Here is a 16,438-nt window from a genome sequence, read left to right as displayed (position 1 = left end):
GCACCTAAAATCGAGAGCGGAATTGAGACGGTCACAATGAGAGTTGGTCGCCAACTACCGAGGAATAACAAAATCATCAAACTGGTAAGCAGCGCCGCAATAATTCCTTCAGTGACCACGCCATCAATCGCTCCGCGGACAAACATCGACTGATCGCCAATTGGTTTCACTTCTAATCCTTCCGGCATCTGCGGCATTGCTTGCGCAAGATTGCGCTTAATGCCGTCAATCACGTCCAGAGTTGAAGTTTTACCCCCTTTAAAAATATTCATCAGCACCGAGCGGCCACCATCTACATGTACAATGTTGGTCTGTACGGCGCTACCATCGCGCACGCTAGCCACATCGCGTATGTAAACCATTGCACCATTTACGGCCGTAACAGGAAAATCGCCAATATCTTCAAGCGAGCGCGGTGAGTTATTGAGGCGAATGGTGTATTCCTTATCACCGATTTTTTGCGTACCTGCAGGGATCACTAAGTTTTGGTTGGCGAGCGCATTAGCCACGTCTTGACCAGTTAGGCCTCGGGCTCGCAGTGCTTCTGGATCTAAATCAATCGTGATCTGCCGAGATTTACCGCCATAAGGCCATGGGATAACTGAACCGGGCACAGTGACTAATTGCGTCCGTAGTTGGTTCATGCCTAAGTCGGCCAATTGTTGTTCAGTCAGCCCTTTGCCTGAGAGTGCTAACTGCAACACTGGCACTGTGGCTGCACTGTAGTTAACAATCAACGGTGGCTGTGTGCCCGATGGCATCTGTCGCAACATGGTTTGCGCTACAGCAGTCACCTGCGCGTTCGCCATATTGATATCCACTGTGGGATGAAAGAAGATTTTGACAATGCCAAACTCGGTATATGAGTTGGCTTCAATATGTTCGATGTTATTCACCGTAGAGGTGAGCGCTCGTTCGAATGGGGTGTTGATCCGCCCGGCCATTTCATCTGGCGGCAAACCTTTGTACTGCCACGCTACCGCAATAATCGGAATATCAACTTCAGGGAAGATATCGGTAGGTGTTCTGACAAAGGCCAAGGGCCCCAGAATTAAAATGAGCAATGCGAGCACAATAAAGGTGTAGGGTCTGCTCAGGGCAATACGCACCAATGACTGCATGATGGCTCCAAAAAATTCACAATGACATTACAAGTTAACAATTAAGCCGTCGCTTGATTAGCGGCGTTTTATGGATGCAGCAATAAGCCACACTCATGAATGGGTTGATTGATTGAGTTATTTGAGTTAGTTGCTGATCCAGCTTGATAAATAGAGATGTGAGGCGGTCAATCACCGCCTCACACACTCGCGTGATGCTCACATACCCTATCGGTTAACCATCTTTTGTGCCGCTTCGTTGTAACGCTGCCCAACGATCTCTAACTCCTCCAGTTGCTTGGCAATTTGGCTAAGTTCATCGACGCTTAAACTGATATTAGCCGCATCAATATTCTCTTTCAGGCGGTGCAATTTGGTAGTTCCCGGAATTGGCACCATCCACGACTTTTGCGCTAACACCCACGCGAGTGCGATTTGAGCATTGGTGGCCTGCTTATTACTCGCAATATCGCTAATAAGGTCAACTAAAACTTGGTTAGCACGAATTGCGTCAGCTTGGAAACGTGGAATACTTCCACGGAAGTCTTGGTCACCAAAGTGGGTGTCGGCGGTGATCGCTCCTGTTAAAAAGCCTTTGCCCAATGGGCTGAACGGCACAAAACCTATGCCTAACTGTTCCAATGTTGGCAAAATTTCTTGTTCTGGCTCGCGCCACCACAGAGAGTATTCGCTTTGCAACGCTGCCACAGGCTGAATCTCATGAGCTTGTTTAATGGCATCGACGCCCGCTTCTGATAAGCCAAAAGCACGTACTTTGCCTTCTGCGATAAGGTCTTTAACGCAACCAGCAACATCCGCCATAGGCACGTTGGGGTCAACGCGATGTTGATACAGCAGATCGATATAGTCAGTTTGCAAACGCTTGAGCGATTCATCCACCACCCGGCGAATGGTTTCTGGCCGACTGTCTAACCCTTTTGCAGGAACCCCTTCAACAAAGCCAAACTTGGTGGCAATAACCAATTGCTGCCGCATTGGCTTTAGTGCTTCGCCAAGCAGGCTTTCATTAGTAAATGGGCCATAACATTCTGCGGTATCAAAAAAGGTTACGCCTTGCTCAAAGGCACTCCGTAACAATTCAATGGCTTGTGATTTATCGGTTGCGGGACCATAAGCAAAACTTAATCCCATACAGCCTAAACCAATGGCGGAAACCTCAAGACCAGTGGCCCCTAATGTACGTGTTTGCATTGTTTACTCCTTTACGCGTGATGTGTTTGCTATTCCATCATTCAGCGTTCCACGTCGTAATGTACATTTATGAGCTACTTCACAATCGCGGCACCGCGATGGTCAAAAAAACAGCTCGGTTCTGTATCTAAAATGGCAATTGCCTGCATAGGCATCGCTCAATTCAAAATCAAATACGCTGATATGTTCCTGCATATGGCTATGGGGTAAGGGTTTAAGGGATAACCCCGACTAGGTGTTGCACCAACTAGCACAGTACGATTTGCGCAACAGAACGATCTGAAGTGCTTCAATCTCTAACATCTGGCTTAAAACTACTGTCGCCGTTATCGAGTGTTACATATTCCATAAATCGCTCCTTTGTTTGGATACAGCTCCTTATCGCTATCGCAACCAGCGAAAATGAAATGTGTTGATGATTTTATCAACCAAACCAACGGGACATTAGCGGGTAAAAGTTGCACAAACCTATGAACATCACTCATAGATACAAATTGTTTGTGAGTAGAATTGATTCATACTAGAGTAAAAAGCAATAACGACACGCAGCAGCGAGATAGCAGATGCTAAGAGAAAATTTAAATGACTTGGTCGCTTTTATGGTGGTGGCACGCGAGGGAAGCTTTACCAAAGCCGCCTCACAGCTTGGGGTATCACAATCTGCTTTAAGCCATGCACTGCGTGGTTTGGAAGAACGATTAGAAATCCGTTTGCTGGCTCGCAGTACCCGCAGTGTTTCGCCAACTGAGGCGGGAGAGAAACTGCTGGCGACCCTAGCGCCCCGCTTTGAAGAAATTGAAGCCGCACTGACCTCACTGGGCGACCTGCGTGACAACCCAATGGGCACAGTGCGTATCAGTTGCTCTAAGCATTCAGTGACTTATCTTATTTGGCCCAAAATCAGTAAAATTTTGCATCAATATCCTGATTTACACATCGAGATTTCAGCGGATAACCGTTTTACCGATATCGTTGCAGACCGTTTTGACATCGGCGTACGTCTCGGAGAGTCACTCCCTAAAGATATGATTGGCGTGCCGTTATCTCCGTTCATGCGGCTTGCTGCAGTCGCTAGCCCTGAATATTTTGCCAAATACGGAAAGCCAACAGATCCGCAAGAACTTAAGCAACATAACTGTATCAACATGCGCTTGCCTACCTATGGTGGCTTTTATGCGTGGGAATTTGAGAAAGAAGGTCAGGAACAAGTCGTACGCACCTCGGGGCAACTTGCATTTAACGACAGTGTGCATATTTTGCAGGCTGCGATTGAGGGCTTTGGCTTATGTTACATTCCCGAAGATATGGCGGCTGATGCCTTAGCAAATGGTCAGCTAGAACGAGTGTTGGAAGATTGGAGTCCGGCCTTTGAAGGCTACTCGCTCTACTATCCAAACCGTCGTAATCATTCAACCGCCTTCTCCATTGTCGTGGAAGCTTTGCGCTATCGAGGATAACGCCCTATTCTGCCGCATCGACTGCAGGTGCGGCACGGGCCATCAACATACTCAGCACCGTGAATAGCGCGATGATCCAACTCATCGTCCAAGGTGTGCCATCTAAAAACAGCGCTAATAAAAGTGACGACACAATTCCACTACCATACTGCATCGCACCTATCAATGCCGATGCCGAGCCTGCAATATGCGACATTTTCGCTAATGCCGCCGCAGTCGCACAGGCTGCAATGATGCCGTTCATTGAGAAGAACACAAATATACACATCACTACCAGCCACATATTAGCCAACGACAACGCCACTAACAGCATAAGAACGATAGCCGCCAGTGCCGCAACCACCGTCGCACCAGTAAGCAGACTTTTTAAAGCAAATTTATGTACCAGACGACGGTTAACAAAACTCAACAACATAACACCAACAATATTGACGGCGAACAGCCAACCATAGTGCTGTGGATCTACGCCGAAATAATCGATGTAAACAAAGGGTGACCCCGTAATAAAGGCATAGGCTGCAATATAAAAAAAGCACACACACAACGCGTTGGTGACAAAACTGCGTTGCTTAAGCAACCAGCCATAATTTTTCATGGCGCGTACTAGTGATGCCGAGCTGCGTCTATCCAATGGCAGCGTTTCTGGAATTAAGTAGATGGCGAATAGCATTAACAACCCAATAATACTTAATAACCAGAAAATACTATGCCAACTGCTAAACCTGATGATCTGCCCGCCAAATAACGGTCCGATTATGGGCGCAATCGCCATAATAATGGTCAAGGTCGAAAGTTTATGCGCCGCCTCAACATGGGAGAAAAGATCGCGGATCATCGCCCGTGCCAACATAGGACCTACGCACGCACCAACAGCTTGAAAGACACGCCATAGCACTATCTGGTGGATCTCTGTGGATAAAGCGCAGCCAGCAGAACCAATGGCAAACAACACCAGACCAATAAATAGCGGTGGTTTACGGCCAAACCTGTCGCTGATAGGTCCCCATATAAGTTGAGCGATAGCAAAGCCGATAAGAAAGCCAGTAATGGTCAACTCAGCATCGCCTTGTAGATCTTTGGCCATTTGCGGCATGGCCGGCAAATAGATATCCGTCGATAACGAAGTAAACGCCATCAAAGCAGCAAGGATGCTGATAAATATCGCACTCGTCTTGGCAGCTTGTGGGCTTGCATTAAGTTCAAGTAATTTCATAGAAGAGGTTTACCAACATCAATTTCGGGGCTGTCACTACATCTGGCCCAATATTGAGCTGCGCGGGGGATAAAATAACAGTGCAGTGATAACACGTAACATCACTGCACTTTGTGTTTAACTCAAGTTTAGCTTTAAACACTTAGCTCAGAGTTTTCATATCGACCACAAAGCGATATTTAACATCCCCTTTTGCTAAACGTTCAAAGGCTTCATTCACCTCATCAGCGTTGATGAGTTCTATGTCTGCGGTGATCTTATGCTTAGCGCAAAAATCTAACATTTCCTGAGTTTCGCCTATGCCGCCGATATTAGAGCCCGCGAAGCTGCGGCGACCTTTAACCACATTAAATGCCCCCACCTCCAGCGCTTCTGGTGGTAAGCCCACCAACACCAATGCACCATCAATCGCGAGTTGATTGAGGTACAGATTAATATCGTGCTTGGCTGATACGGTATCGATAAGTAAGTCGACTTTGCCTGCGAACTGCTGCATTTGAGCTGTATCACTGGAGTGTACAGCTGCATCGGCTCCAAGACGTTTAGCATCCATCATTTTCGCCTGCGATGTGGTATATACCACCACTTCAGCGCCCATAGCTTTGGCAATCTTAATCGCCACATGGCCTAAACCGCCAATACCCAGAATACCAACAGTTTTGCCAGGCCCCGCCTGCCAATGTCTCAACGGCGAATACACAGTTATTCCTGCACACAACAGTGGCGCCGCGGCAGCAAGATCTAATCCCGCAGGCATATGTAGAGCATATTTATCTTTGCAGACATAGGTTTTAGCAAAGCCGCCATACGTCATACCGCCAAGATGTTTGTCGGGCGAGTTAAACGATAGCGTGGTACCGTACTCGCAAAACTGCTGTAAGTCGCGCTCACACGCAGGGCAATGACCACAGGAATCGACAATACAGCCGACAGCCGCATAGTATCCGACTTAAAATCAGTCACAGCACTACCGACCGCAGTGACTTGACCCACAATTTCATGACCCGGAACCATAGGGAAATGACTGCCACCAAAATCATTATGGATTTGATGCAGATCTGAGTGACAAATACCGCAATACAAAATTTGTATTTCAATGTCGTCCGCCAACAAATCGCGACGGTTAATTGCCATGACTGAAAGCGGTTGCTTAGCCCCTTCTGTACCAATTGCTTTAATAATGTTCATTGATAATTCGTCTTATTAAATGATGTGTTAACTGACTAATAGATACGTAATGCCGCAGTCTATTATCTATTTATTTGATAGCTGAAGCTGGCAAACCTAAGCGGCTACGCAACTGCTCAGCGGTGGTATTGGCGCGAAAACCATCGCCGCCACGTTCAAATACTCGCCCCTGTTTTAAATTTCCAACCACCACAGGAATACTGCCCGCATCGTGTACCAATTTAATCGCGACTTGCATGGCGATATCGTCATCGCTCGCCAATGGCACACCAAGTTTATGTGGCATTGGGCGGTTAAAAGACGCCTCAATGGCGGTAGCATCTACTGCACTAAAAGCACGCACTAAATGTGAACCCGCAAAATACTTCGCAGAGGTTACGCCTACACCATTGGCAATCGTTTCATCAGTCAAAGCACTGGTATCGGCCCTCGCGTTAGTGGCATCGAGAATGATTTTTCCGTCGAGATCTGCGGCAAAGTCTTTAGCGACTTGCGGTACCGCACTATATGGCACAGCCACCAGAATCACATCGGCAAATTTTACAGCCTCAGCGGGTGTGCCAACAGTGGCGTTGTCGCCTAAGCGATTAGCCAAGGTTTGCAGCTCTTCAGGGTGGCGTGAAGAAAATTTCACTTTGTAGCCCGCTTTCACCCATAAACTCCCAACCGTATCACCGAGCCAACCAGCGCCAATTACACCAATTTTGGTCGTTGCCGGAGAGATAGTGTTGACATCAACCGCCTCCACACTACTAGATGCAGACATACTGCCCCCGATTAACGCTGCGGTAAAAACCACTAAGTGGAAAGTATGGGCGATTTATGCTCATGTGGTCACCTCGAAATTTGCCTATCACATCAGACCGCTGCCTGCGGCCCATTAGAACGAGACCTACTTTAGAGGTTATGTCGATAGTTAATAATGGGGTAACAGCGCTTGGACCTATGAATGAGTTGCATAAATTATTTGTGGTCATGAATAATTGTCGGATCTGCAGCGACAATATCCTTATGAAACCATGCATCCAACTCATAGGTTCAATCAACTTAGTGATAGTGTTCATCTGGATTGAATCGGGCGTGCTGCGTGAGTGCTTTTAATCTTGGAAATACAATGACAACTTCTCGCACCAATGATCCATCGAAGTCTGACGCTACGACATCACTACAGCGGTGGTTACCTAAGGTAACGGCAGTAAATGACAATGAGGTTCAATCTGTCGTCTGGAGTTGGATCTATGTATTTTTATTGTTTGTGTCGTACGACGCACTCAGACCTATTCGGAATGAATTGGCCGCGGCTGGCGGCGTACATAATTAACTCTGACTGTTTGCCGGCACACTGATCAGTATGCTGTGTTTAAGTCCAATCATTTAGTCACCTACCGGAAGAAGAACGCTATAAGGCGATATACTTAATCGACACAAAAGTCTATTGAGCGGGCGATCAAGTTGGCAGTTGGGTTTATGCTAGTTTTATGGCTATGGGGTTGGCAGCGCCGACTATTGCTATGATTGCATTGCCAGTGATATTGAGGTGGCTTGGTGTTGCAGCAAAACTATCGCAAGATTGTAAAATACCTGTTCTCAATCGTATTGATTACAATTGTGTTTTTTACTCAGAACAACAAGTTAAAACTCGAAATAAAAAGGCACTAATTCATAGAACTAGGGCCTTGATGTTTCGGCTTTAACCAGTTGTTCAATTCGACCTTTTAAACCTACTCAAACAAAATTTGGCTTTGAGTTTTATAAAACATCAAGTCATCAAAATGCTGCTGAATCGTATCAATGATTGATGCCGGTGGCATTTTAGTATGTTCTAAGTGTGAGTAGATAAGAACTTTAAGGACACCTGAAGCAAAAGGCTCAATCACATCGTTAGCCTTCTCATCATCAGACAGCCTCGCTTTAATCTGACTTACAACCTCTTCTTTAAATGCCACAATATCAGACTCTGTATAATCCCAAAAATGAGGGGCGGACATTACATCTAAACACAAACTTGCGCAGTGAATGGTCAATGAGTGGTATGTCATAATTTTATCTCCCCCGTTTTTGACAGTAACATTTCAAATGCCGATCCATCTTGACGAGTTAAGTTAGGAACAAATCGACTATAAGTTTCAAACAGCATTTTTGTGTTTGAATGACCCATTTGGTGGGCAATCCATTCTGGAGCCTCACCGGCGGCAAGCCACAGTGTTGCTGCGGTATGCCTTGTTTCATAAGGACGCCGATATTTAAGCCCCATGATTTTTAATGCAGGCTTCCAGACCCGATCCCTTATATTTCCCTTATCTAAAGGGTTACCTTCAGCATTGCAGAACACAAACTCGCCTTTACCTGTCAGTTCGAACTGTTCTTTAAGAACTTTAAACACCACACTAGACATCTTAATATCGCGTGCCGAACCAAGTGTTTTTGTCGTATCCATTTTCCCTTGAACATAGGTCTCTCGGATCCTGATAATCCCTAGTCGAAAATCGACATATTGCCACTTTAAACCGTCAATCTCTGAAGTCCTCATGCCAGTGAAAAATCTCACCGCAAAATAATTTCGATAGTCGAATTTTACGGTTTTTAGAAATGTCATGACCTCTTCTAAGGTAAACGGATTGACATCTCGCCTTTCTACTCTGAGCGGCTTAATGTTCTCAAACTGGCACCTAAACCCGTAACGGTCGGCAGCTTCACGCAAAATCATCCGAAGCGGTGTCATTACGTGATTGACAAAATCAGCAGAAAGACGATTTCCATCCTCCTTGCGCTGCATCAACTTTGCGCGGTACTTGAGAATATCGGGACGGGTAATTTGAGCTATGTCAACGTGACCAAACTCAACAACCAAGTAGTTAAAGACGTAAATCTTCATGCTGCTGATATAGCTCGCCTTCCATCTAACTTCGTTTTCTAAAAACCACTCATTGCTGAACGCTTCAAACGAAATTGATGAAACTCCCTGCAATTCCTGCGATGCAGTCTTGTAGCATCCAAGCAGCTCTTCTTTCTTTTGTCGTGCGTGGACATCTTGCGAGAGGAATTGACAGGTTAGCTTCGACTCGGGAAAATAGTCACTGTACACAAAGCAGCCAAGCCTAATATCTGCATCGATCTGATTGAGCAGCTTCGTCAGTTTTCTTCTATTTGATGCCGTGTCGCTAAGCAGCGTTTGCTCTCTACAGCGAACATTACAATACCGAAAGTCGATATAAAGCTTGTCCCCTCTCGCGTTAACACTACCCATAACAAACCCTCCCAGCGGACATCGGGATATAACTGGCGTTTCTGGTAGCACTGCGGAATAATTCTGCTTCGACCTCTTCCCATATAAACAGAATTTTTTTACCATTGAACGGTCGAATGTAATGCTTACCTTCGATAAAAACTGAGTCTCTGAGGTTCGAATGGATATAGTTGGCGCTAAATTTGATTCGAACCGAGAGCTCTTTAGTTGTTAACAGTTGTTGGTCCATTAGACCTCCTTACGACTCATTTCGTCTTCACAAGACAAATATACGAGTCTCTTTTCGTCTTATCAAGACATTTTATCTACCGATTGGTTATATGTAAGTGATTAGATATAAGATTAGGGAATTAGTAGCAGATAAATCTAAGCGGGATGGTCGAAAGATCACGTTGTCTTTTTTGGCAGACCAAGTAGGAATACAAAGCTCTGCCATGTCAAAAATTGCTAACAACACTGGTTACCATACCAGTGTTACGACAATAGAAGCGCTGTGCAGATATTTTGAGTGCAACATTGAAGACTTACTTGAGTACGTCGCAGAAGACGAAATTACAAAGAATTGAGTTGGGTATGAATTGCAATCAGCCTCAAAAAGCTGATAAATGCGCGGGTTCTCTGGGGTGAAAATTTTTGTACGCCGTTTTCGGAGAAACGTTTTGAAGCAAATTGCCACTGTAGAAACTGTATATTTATAGTGCCTGGCGACACGTATCTTAGATACTTACCTGCATCACTTTCGATTACCTTGAACGCTTTAGAAGAACTATCATTGAGACACCCTGCGAGTTGTTTAGGAATGATTAATTCGATAGTCATATCATCAAACAGGTGCTTATGGATAGTCTTTACCCACCACCGTAAGTCCCTTCGGTATTCGTCTAGTTTATCCGGTTCATATTGCGTTTCGCTCGGGAAATACCATTGAAATCTAATATTCTGACTCTTAAATCTCATCACTTGCAAAAGTTTCAACAACAGCAACGCAGGATTACGATTATGCGTCCTTATTAGACAATCTTTTGCGCCAACAAGATCTTCAAGCAACTCCACGAGTAAATCGAACCGAAATTTATCACCGAGCGCTTTCGATTGGGTAGCGTCTTCAAGACGCTTTATAAATTCGTTAATCGTTTTTATATGACCTGCATTGAGTGAGTGAAAATTGACCAACGGTTTCAGCTTATGTTTAGACCGCTTCAAACTTCGCTCAGCAACTGTTTTATCAATATTTAAAACTGCAGTGACACACATTGGGTCTAGATTATGATATTGACATACTGTATCTACGTTGTAGCCTGCTCCAATTTTGCAGACTATTTCCCATATCGTCCTCAAAGATAGTTTTTGCGGTGTCTTCATTGCCTTTGCAGCAGTTAACTCATTAACAACATCTTCTACATTTTTAACTTCAAATTCTTGAGTTATCAACGCAGGAAAAGTGTCAGCTTTAACTAATCCCGACTGAGGTATTCTCTTCAACCTTCCGAATCCATCTATATGTATCTGTTGACCCCAGAATTTTCTGAGTAACATTTGAGACGGAACATGTGAAGAAAACTTTATTCGTTGAATAAACTCTGATAAGTGGAAGTATGATGAAATTGTTGTGTCGGGAGTGGCATGACCTAGCAACCCCGACAACGCCCACCATTTTTTCCTCGAAACTTGGCTTAATCCTAACCGCTGACACAGCTGCTCGTGGTTCGAAGAAGAAAAATAATCATGTTTTAAGCACTCTAACTCAATGCAAGTACTTGGATTTTTAAGATTCAATCTAAACCAAGTCCAATTACAAAATGAGTGCCGACAGTGGTGAAAACGTATCCTAGGGTCTCCCGTCACCGATCTCATGATTTCTGTGAGCAGCGTAAATGCATCATCTAATTGCGAATTTTCTCTGAAAACCTTTGATTTAGAGAGCCTTACATCTTTTTTAGTAGCATCTAAGAATTGTTCAAATTCTTCACGGTATTTTCTAGGCCATAAGCATTCTACAGGGAGATTTCTGGAGCTTTCTCTTGATTTTAGCTCACGATATTTATTAGGTCTTACATGTAAGTTCATGTAATTAATGCCATTATAGGTAAAATCTGAGAGTTGAAGGAATTCTATTTCCCCCCTTCGTAGTCCACTATAAAATCCCAAACAAAAGCAAAATTTTGCCAACATAGAAACATATGTCTGCAAAGAGTCACATACAGAAATAATCGAATCTGCTTCATCCTGTGTGACGATGTTAGCATCAATGCTTTTTTTGTTTATACCGATGTCAATGTCAGATAAGCTAAGCCCCGAAACAAGGTTACTTTGGACTAAAAACTCCGCAAAATATAAAAAAAATGCCTTCTTTGTGGTAGTAATATGTTCTGCTGCCCGGTTGATCTTATCAGCCCAATCAAACCCCACCATTTTTTTGGGGGAACACCCCGAAAATTCCCTAATAAAAGGCGCAGCAACATATCGAACGTATGATCTTATCGTGGTTAAACGAAGGCGCTTTTTATGTTTCCCCCCTTCCTTAAGTAGATGGTAACACCAAGATAGGAGTAGCCACACCCAAGGGTATGAGCATGCGTTGTTATCATCCTCTAGCCATTTTTTAAGATCAGTTTTGAGCAGAGTTCCAATTCGAATGCTCTTTTTTAAGGACGTTCTAATCAGACGGCATGTAAATTTTTCTACATCCTCAATTTGTTGAATTGTTGTCAACTCGTTGTATTGTGGAGTCATATTCTCAGACGAAATTTTAATAGAACTTCGATTCTCTGATATCCAAGCGATTCGCTGTCTTGATGTGACCGAGTGTAATTCTTCTGGCGGAGTTGAAAGATCGATCCGTTTACCCGTGAGTAGACGAATCAAAGATACTTGAGGAAGCTGCTTACTAGGAATTACCGATTGAAAGACGCCGTACTCTATGGCGCTATTTTTAAGTATAAATTCGCTTTTCATCATTGAGCGAATTTGGATGAACTTCAAATTAAACGTGTTGGGAACAATCCGAAAATCGTGGAAAAATTTATTAATATCCTTAGTCGTATCAAATTTGTCACTACCGGAATTACTCCAGAACGCTGTCAGCAGTAGCTCAGCTTTTGGAGAAAGCCAATAGCGCCTCTTTTCCGTTTCAACAAACCAATTTTGATCGATTCTGTAAATTTTACTTGTTCTGCTTAGAATTGATGTGATTTCTTTCTGACTACTAACTCCCTCTTTGAGTACGAGCCAAAGCGCCATAATCGCTCGGTATTGATGTGGAAACGCCAAGTACTTTCCTAAGACCGCTTCATCTTCGAGTAATTGATAGACTTTCGCTTGTAATCTTGACGTCAGCAAATCATCTGGCTTGAGGACCGGCTGGTCTTGTTTGATTTGGCATGTTGTGGATACTCCAGCTGATCTTAGGTTTAGTTGCTTCTCGATTATTGCGAGAAGCAACTCTAATAGTTTTAGTTGGAGATTATGGATTTCATATGCGTTGCTAAATAGACTTTGAATTTTAGCCAGGGACTTTGATGAAACCGTTGTTCCCGAATACATGCCATGTTGGCGAGACAGCTCGTACACAGTATCAATGGCATTTATTTGTGCAGATTTATCAAGTTGTGTGTTTTCCGTAATCTCGAGATAAGCCTGCATTTGCATTAACGCTTCAGATTTAAAGACTTCACCAATGGCGTTGTTAAAAAGTCGACTCATGCGTTCCATGTTAGGCTCTTTTACGCGTTATCAGTGAAGGAATAGCAGACCAACCTAGCTCCGACAACATATCATCTAGAATAGGCTTAAGTTGTTGAATGGCAGCCTCATGACTCAACGACGAGTGTTTTTCTAACGGCGTTTCTCCAGCAACCCAATGACCTAACTGAAACTTAATCAGTTCCTGGTGTACATTTTTTGTCTGCAAATAACGCCTTACGAAGTGGCGCCCGAAGTTCGTAGGTAACTCAATAAACTGGCTAAGTAACTTTGGGCCAAGGTTAGTGCTTCTGTAAGTGTCATCCTCACAGTCTTTATCATCGGCGTCATTCTTGACGAAAAGCAAAAATAGACCATCGTTAGATTTTGAATTTTTAACAGACAAGAACCAGTCAGTTTTTTCGATTTTCCCCTGCAGATTTATCAGTTGATGATCACAACACTGCAAATATAGGTGAGCAGATTCCTTTGGTAAGAGATGATTAAGCAAGTTGGCGAGTGTCTTCAGGTGCTCCATATAATAAGCGAGCTGCTCTTTCAAAATACTTGGACATGCAACTATTCGTGTATGAGCAAATGTTAACCTAGAATCCTTATCGGAAATGCACAAACCGTCGTAACGTGATAGTAACAAATCAAAAGAAGGTAATGGGTTATTAACAGCCCTGTACCCCGATCCATTAAGGAAAAGAATCGCGGTGTAAATGGTATATTTATTATGATAATCAATTAGATGTTCTAAATCCCTTACAACATCAAACGCAACATAACTTTTCAAACTGACTTGATATCGGGTGACCCAATCGATAATCGAGGTTCTAGTTGGTGTAAATTGAGAGCCGATTCCACATCGGTCATCAACAGTTTTCAAAACCTCCAGTTCAGGGATCTCAAATGCGCCGTCGAAAAACTGAATACGTTCAAAAATGCTAAACCATAATTTTTGAAGTTTTTGATTAATTTCTGCTTCCGTGTACCACGCATAATGACGTGGAGATCTGCTGTAATAGCTAAGTTTGTCAGTAACAATTTCAAGCAATACGGGGTCTACGGTTTCATCCGCCATGACAATGTTAGGTAAAAAGAACTCCATTCGCTTCAAGCTAATCTGGGTATCGAATTTTTGATTAATATTTTTTAAAAATGATTCAATCGCCTTTCGGTAGTTAGTAACGCTGTAACCTCCTGACAAATTGCCACAACCGTTTATGTCTGTTCTCATCACCATTGAGTGAAAAAATTTAGGCAAGTGTAGCGTTGCAGATATCTTTGTATTCAGTAAATTTTTATTTATCGAATGACGTCCTTTGGTTGATGTTGGCCGAGGTGCAACTATCAATTTTAATCCAACATCTGTAACCATAAGACCAGTGAAGTCATCTTGTGATGTGAACGCAATGGGCAATCTGCAAGCAGACTCTAAAGTCCTCCCAGTCAGCATGACAAACAGTAGTATTAACTTAATATTGCTGTGGGGGATCTGCTGGATTTTCCCTTGCTTATCGCTTTGAAGCTCCATCCATAAGTAACTTAATTCATGCGGTTGTAGAACGTTCCTTCCCATACGCGTGATGTTGTGACTACGTCGTACGTCATTGGCTATGTTCCAGTTAACCTCGCGAATTTTAGCGATATCTTTTATAACGGATATATCAGGTTCTTCGTAATTAGGCTTCAGCGTTGTAGGCTGTTCAGTTTTAACAATTGATAGTTCTGGATAGTCCTCTGTTGCTGTAACGCCTTCCCCTTCAAAGTAACGATCAATCCTTGTGCTATTTAGAGATGCGGTGTATAGATTTTCAGAACCAATAACACGCTCGATCTTTTTCCTGCTATAGGATGCACGAACCTTATGATTGCTAACACGTTGCCGAGGTTCTCGATTTTTCCAATCAAGGCGATAGAAATGTTCCAATTCGAGCAAATAAGCTAACAGAGTCGAGGGAGCGAAGTTTTCATCATATTGCAGTTTAATTTTTTCTCGATATATCTTAAGGCACTGACACATTTCAGGTGCGGATCTGCTCTCAAAACAATGCCTTGAGACATTTTTATCAGTGTACAAAAGTCTAAATGCCCTTACTGAGGATTCTTCTCGCCCTGCTCCAGCAACCTTTTGTTCATTGGTAATGTAATGTTCCAAAAAAGTCATAAGTGCAATTGCAGCTTCAAGATTCAAATAGTCAAAAAATATGAAAAGCAATGAATAGATGGGACGCTTACTCATCCAGCCTTTTCCGTGACTTTGATTAGTGTATTGCTTTGCGTAGTCATCACTGACTTCGGTAAAACACTCCAATAGTTCGCCTGCGACTTGCTCATTCAATCCAATAAGTGAACTGAATTTCTTGGGCTGGACCGAGAACATATACTCTAGAGTTGATATTACTTTCTGTAATCCTCTAAAGTCATCAGGACAATCTATGACCTCCAATAAATGCTCAAGATTTGAGTGATGGCCGTCAGTGGCTCTAGGAAGAAATTTGTGAATGTCTTCGATTATCGGAGTAGGCATTATTAGGCCCTCAGACTAAGAGTCATAAGTCTGCCTTTGAAATTGATAAAAATTCGGCAACTTTCGCAGAGGTGTTCAACGACGGAAAATACGTTAACCACTCTTTTGACTGATAGATGCTTTTTTTCCCTTCATCTTTTCGGAACCAAGCTCTAAGGAAAAAGCTAATTTTTTTCGTATCGCTAACGAAGCATTTCGCTAAAAGGTCATTTGTAAGATCAAACAGTACAATGCTACGCCGCAGAGCAACTGAAGGCCTCTTTTTCAGAACAAAAACCATCACCGCATGATCTAACGGTAAAAGGTGTTGAGCTATTGCCGCTCGCAGCTTTATTAAAGTGAAGCAACCAGTAAGTGCTTTGAAACGTTTACGATCACGATAGCAAATGATGGGGGATTGAATTGACAGCAAGTTGAATAAATAAGCCGAATCACTGAGTGACTGCTTAGATGTTCTTAACCCAGAAACTGGGTTAGCAACCTTAAAAATTTCGTCGATAGCATCATCGGTAATCAAATCAGAGATTTTGATCTGAAGTACTTCCACTTGTTCGAAAAGTGAATTATCAAACCTCAAAAGCTCAGTATCACCATTTTCCATCGCGCCAACTTTAGTCTGTTTTAGATACTTTTATTTTAGACCATTTTGTGACCATTTTGACAAAGATTGGAGTGATATAGATCAAAGGTATGAGTCATTGATTACTGTTTTATAAGGGATATATTGATTTTACTGGTATTATTTAGCTCTGAACAATGTCTTGACATGGTAGGGGTCGGTGGTTCGAGTCCACTCGGGTGTAC

The 16,438-nt window shown here is 43.2% G+C and carries 14 protein-coding genes; 3 read left to right on the top strand and 11 right to left on the bottom strand.

What is annotated here, in order from left to right:
- Both ACN0TT_RS18440 and ACN0TT_RS18435 read right to left on the bottom strand, forming a co-directional pair.
- A partial coding sequence (locus ACN0TT_RS18440) for an efflux RND transporter permease subunit (RefSeq protein ID WP_417763609.1) occupies positions 1 to 1,121 on the bottom strand: 1,121 nt, incomplete at its 3' end.
- A gap of 207 nt (positions 1,122 to 1,328) precedes the next feature.
- Entirely contained in the window at positions 1,329 to 2,312 is a 984-nt protein-coding gene (locus ACN0TT_RS18435; protein WP_417763608.1) for an aldo/keto reductase, read from the bottom strand.
- A 563-nt stretch (positions 2,313 to 2,875) separates the two neighbouring features.
- Here ACN0TT_RS18435 and ACN0TT_RS18430 point away from each other — a divergent pair.
- Positions 2,876 to 3,769: a LysR family transcriptional regulator gene (locus tag ACN0TT_RS18430; RefSeq protein WP_417763607.1), complete on the top strand. Its 894-nt coding sequence runs from the start codon at positions 2,876 to 2,878 to the stop codon at positions 3,767 to 3,769.
- A 4-nt stretch (positions 3,770 to 3,773) separates the two neighbouring features.
- Here ACN0TT_RS18430 and ACN0TT_RS18425 read toward each other — a convergent pair whose 3' ends face one another.
- The 4 genes from ACN0TT_RS18425 to ACN0TT_RS18410 all read right to left on the bottom strand — a co-directional run bounded on the left by ACN0TT_RS18425 (position 3,774) and on the right by ACN0TT_RS18410 (position 6,936).
- On the bottom strand, positions 3,774 to 4,982 hold the full coding sequence (locus ACN0TT_RS18425) for a multidrug effflux MFS transporter (RefSeq protein WP_417763606.1): 1,209 nt from the start codon (positions 4,980 to 4,982) through the stop codon (positions 3,774 to 3,776).
- Positions 4,983 to 5,124: 142 nt separating this feature from the next.
- Complete coding sequence (locus ACN0TT_RS18420) at positions 5,125 to 5,796, bottom strand: zinc-binding dehydrogenase (protein ID WP_417763605.1); 672 nt, start codon at positions 5,794 to 5,796, stop codon at positions 5,125 to 5,127.
- A complete protein-coding gene (locus ACN0TT_RS18415) occupies positions 5,793 to 6,170 on the bottom strand; it encodes an alcohol dehydrogenase catalytic domain-containing protein (protein ID WP_417763604.1) in 378 nt (125 codons plus the stop codon). The genes ACN0TT_RS18420 and ACN0TT_RS18415 overlap by 4 nt, the downstream gene beginning before the upstream one ends.
- A gap of 70 nt (positions 6,171 to 6,240) precedes the next feature.
- On the bottom strand, positions 6,241 to 6,936 hold the full coding sequence (locus ACN0TT_RS18410; RefSeq protein ID WP_417763603.1) for an NADPH-dependent F420 reductase: 696 nt from the start codon (positions 6,934 to 6,936) through the stop codon (positions 6,241 to 6,243).
- A 348-nt stretch (positions 6,937 to 7,284) separates the two neighbouring features.
- Between ACN0TT_RS18410 and ACN0TT_RS18405 the strand changes: the two genes are divergently transcribed.
- A complete protein-coding gene (locus ACN0TT_RS18405; RefSeq protein ID WP_417763602.1) occupies positions 7,285 to 7,491 on the top strand; it encodes a hypothetical protein in 207 nt (68 codons plus the stop codon).
- 400 nt (positions 7,492 to 7,891) lie between these two features.
- On the opposite strand, the gene ACN0TT_RS18400 is transcribed toward ACN0TT_RS18405, so the two are convergent.
- Positions 7,892 to 8,209, bottom strand: coding sequence for a hypothetical protein (locus ACN0TT_RS18400; protein WP_417763601.1), 318 nt, complete (start codon positions 8,207 to 8,209; stop codon positions 7,892 to 7,894).
- The gene (locus ACN0TT_RS18395; protein ID WP_417763600.1) at positions 8,206 to 9,417 is read right to left on the bottom strand and encodes an Arm DNA-binding domain-containing protein; all 1,212 of its coding nucleotides are present in this window, start codon (positions 9,415 to 9,417) and stop codon (positions 8,206 to 8,208) included. The genes ACN0TT_RS18400 and ACN0TT_RS18395 overlap by 4 nt, the downstream gene beginning before the upstream one ends.
- 326 nt (positions 9,418 to 9,743) lie before the next feature.
- Here ACN0TT_RS18395 and ACN0TT_RS18390 point away from each other — a divergent pair, with 326 nt between their 5' ends.
- Positions 9,744 to 9,983, top strand: coding sequence for a helix-turn-helix domain-containing protein (locus ACN0TT_RS18390; protein ID WP_417763599.1), 240 nt, complete (start codon positions 9,744 to 9,746; stop codon positions 9,981 to 9,983).
- On the opposite strand, the gene ACN0TT_RS18385 is transcribed toward ACN0TT_RS18390, so the two are convergent.
- Genes ACN0TT_RS18385 through ACN0TT_RS18375 form a run of 3 tightly spaced genes read right to left on the bottom strand, consistent with a single transcriptional unit; the run spans position 9,970 to position 16,235 of the window.
- Positions 9,970 to 13,128 (bottom strand): hypothetical protein, encoded by a 3,159-nt coding sequence (locus ACN0TT_RS18385; protein ID WP_417763598.1) that lies wholly within the window; start codon positions 13,126 to 13,128, stop codon positions 9,970 to 9,972. The two genes, ACN0TT_RS18390 and ACN0TT_RS18385, sit on opposite strands and share 14 nt — an antisense overlap.
- A 1-nt stretch (position 13,129) precedes the next feature.
- Positions 13,130 to 15,634: a hypothetical protein gene (locus tag ACN0TT_RS18380; RefSeq protein WP_417763597.1), complete on the bottom strand. Its 2,505-nt coding sequence runs from the start codon at positions 15,632 to 15,634 to the stop codon at positions 13,130 to 13,132.
- Positions 15,635 to 15,656: 22 nt separating this feature from the next.
- Positions 15,657 to 16,235 carry a hypothetical protein gene (locus ACN0TT_RS18375; protein ID WP_417763596.1) on the bottom strand — a complete coding sequence of 193 codons (579 nt, stop codon included), beginning with the start codon at positions 16,233 to 16,235 and terminating at the stop codon, positions 15,657 to 15,659.
- Positions 16,236 to 16,438 lie beyond the last annotated feature (203 nt).

It is taken from the genome of Shewanella sp. (assembly GCF_048265805.1).
GTDB lineage: Bacteria > Pseudomonadota > Gammaproteobacteria > Enterobacterales > Shewanellaceae > Shewanella.
The sequence above is the reverse complement of the archived record's forward strand: the minus strand, read 5'-3'. Positions and strand labels throughout refer to the sequence as shown.

Bases quoted from the DNA above. Each gene is read 5' to 3' on its own strand.
- ACN0TT_RS18435 (WP_417763608.1), bottom strand. From the start codon at position 2,312: ATGCAAACACGTACATTAGGGGCCACTGGTCTTGAGGTTTCCGCCATT.
- ACN0TT_RS18430 (WP_417763607.1), top strand. From the start codon at position 2,876: ATGCTAAGAGAAAATTTAAATGACTTGGTCGCTTTTATGGTGGTGGCA.
- ACN0TT_RS18425 (WP_417763606.1), bottom strand. From the start codon at position 4,982: ATGAAATTACTTGAACTTAATGCAAGCCCACAAGCTGCCAAGACGAGT.
- ACN0TT_RS18420 (WP_417763605.1), bottom strand. From the start codon at position 5,796: ATGACGTATGGCGGCTTTGCTAAAACCTATGTCTGCAAAGATAAATAT.
- ACN0TT_RS18415 (WP_417763604.1), bottom strand. From the start codon at position 6,170: ATGAACATTATTAAAGCAATTGGTACAGAAGGGGCTAAGCAACCGCTT.
- ACN0TT_RS18410 (WP_417763603.1), bottom strand. From the start codon at position 6,936: ATGTCTGCATCTAGTAGTGTGGAGGCGGTTGATGTCAACACTATCTCT.
- ACN0TT_RS18405 (WP_417763602.1), top strand. From the start codon at position 7,285: ATGACAACTTCTCGCACCAATGATCCATCGAAGTCTGACGCTACGACA.
- ACN0TT_RS18400 (WP_417763601.1), bottom strand. From the start codon at position 8,209: ATGACATACCACTCATTGACCATTCACTGCGCAAGTTTGTGTTTAGAT.
- ACN0TT_RS18395 (WP_417763600.1), bottom strand. From the start codon at position 9,417: ATGGGTAGTGTTAACGCGAGAGGGGACAAGCTTTATATCGACTTTCGG.
- ACN0TT_RS18385 (WP_417763598.1), bottom strand. From the start codon at position 13,128: ATGGAACGCATGAGTCGACTTTTTAACAACGCCATTGGTGAAGTCTTT.
- ACN0TT_RS18380 (WP_417763597.1), bottom strand. From the start codon at position 15,634: ATGCCTACTCCGATAATCGAAGACATTCACAAATTTCTTCCTAGAGCC.
- ACN0TT_RS18375 (WP_417763596.1), bottom strand. From the start codon at position 16,235: ATGGAAAATGGTGATACTGAGCTTTTGAGGTTTGATAATTCACTTTTC.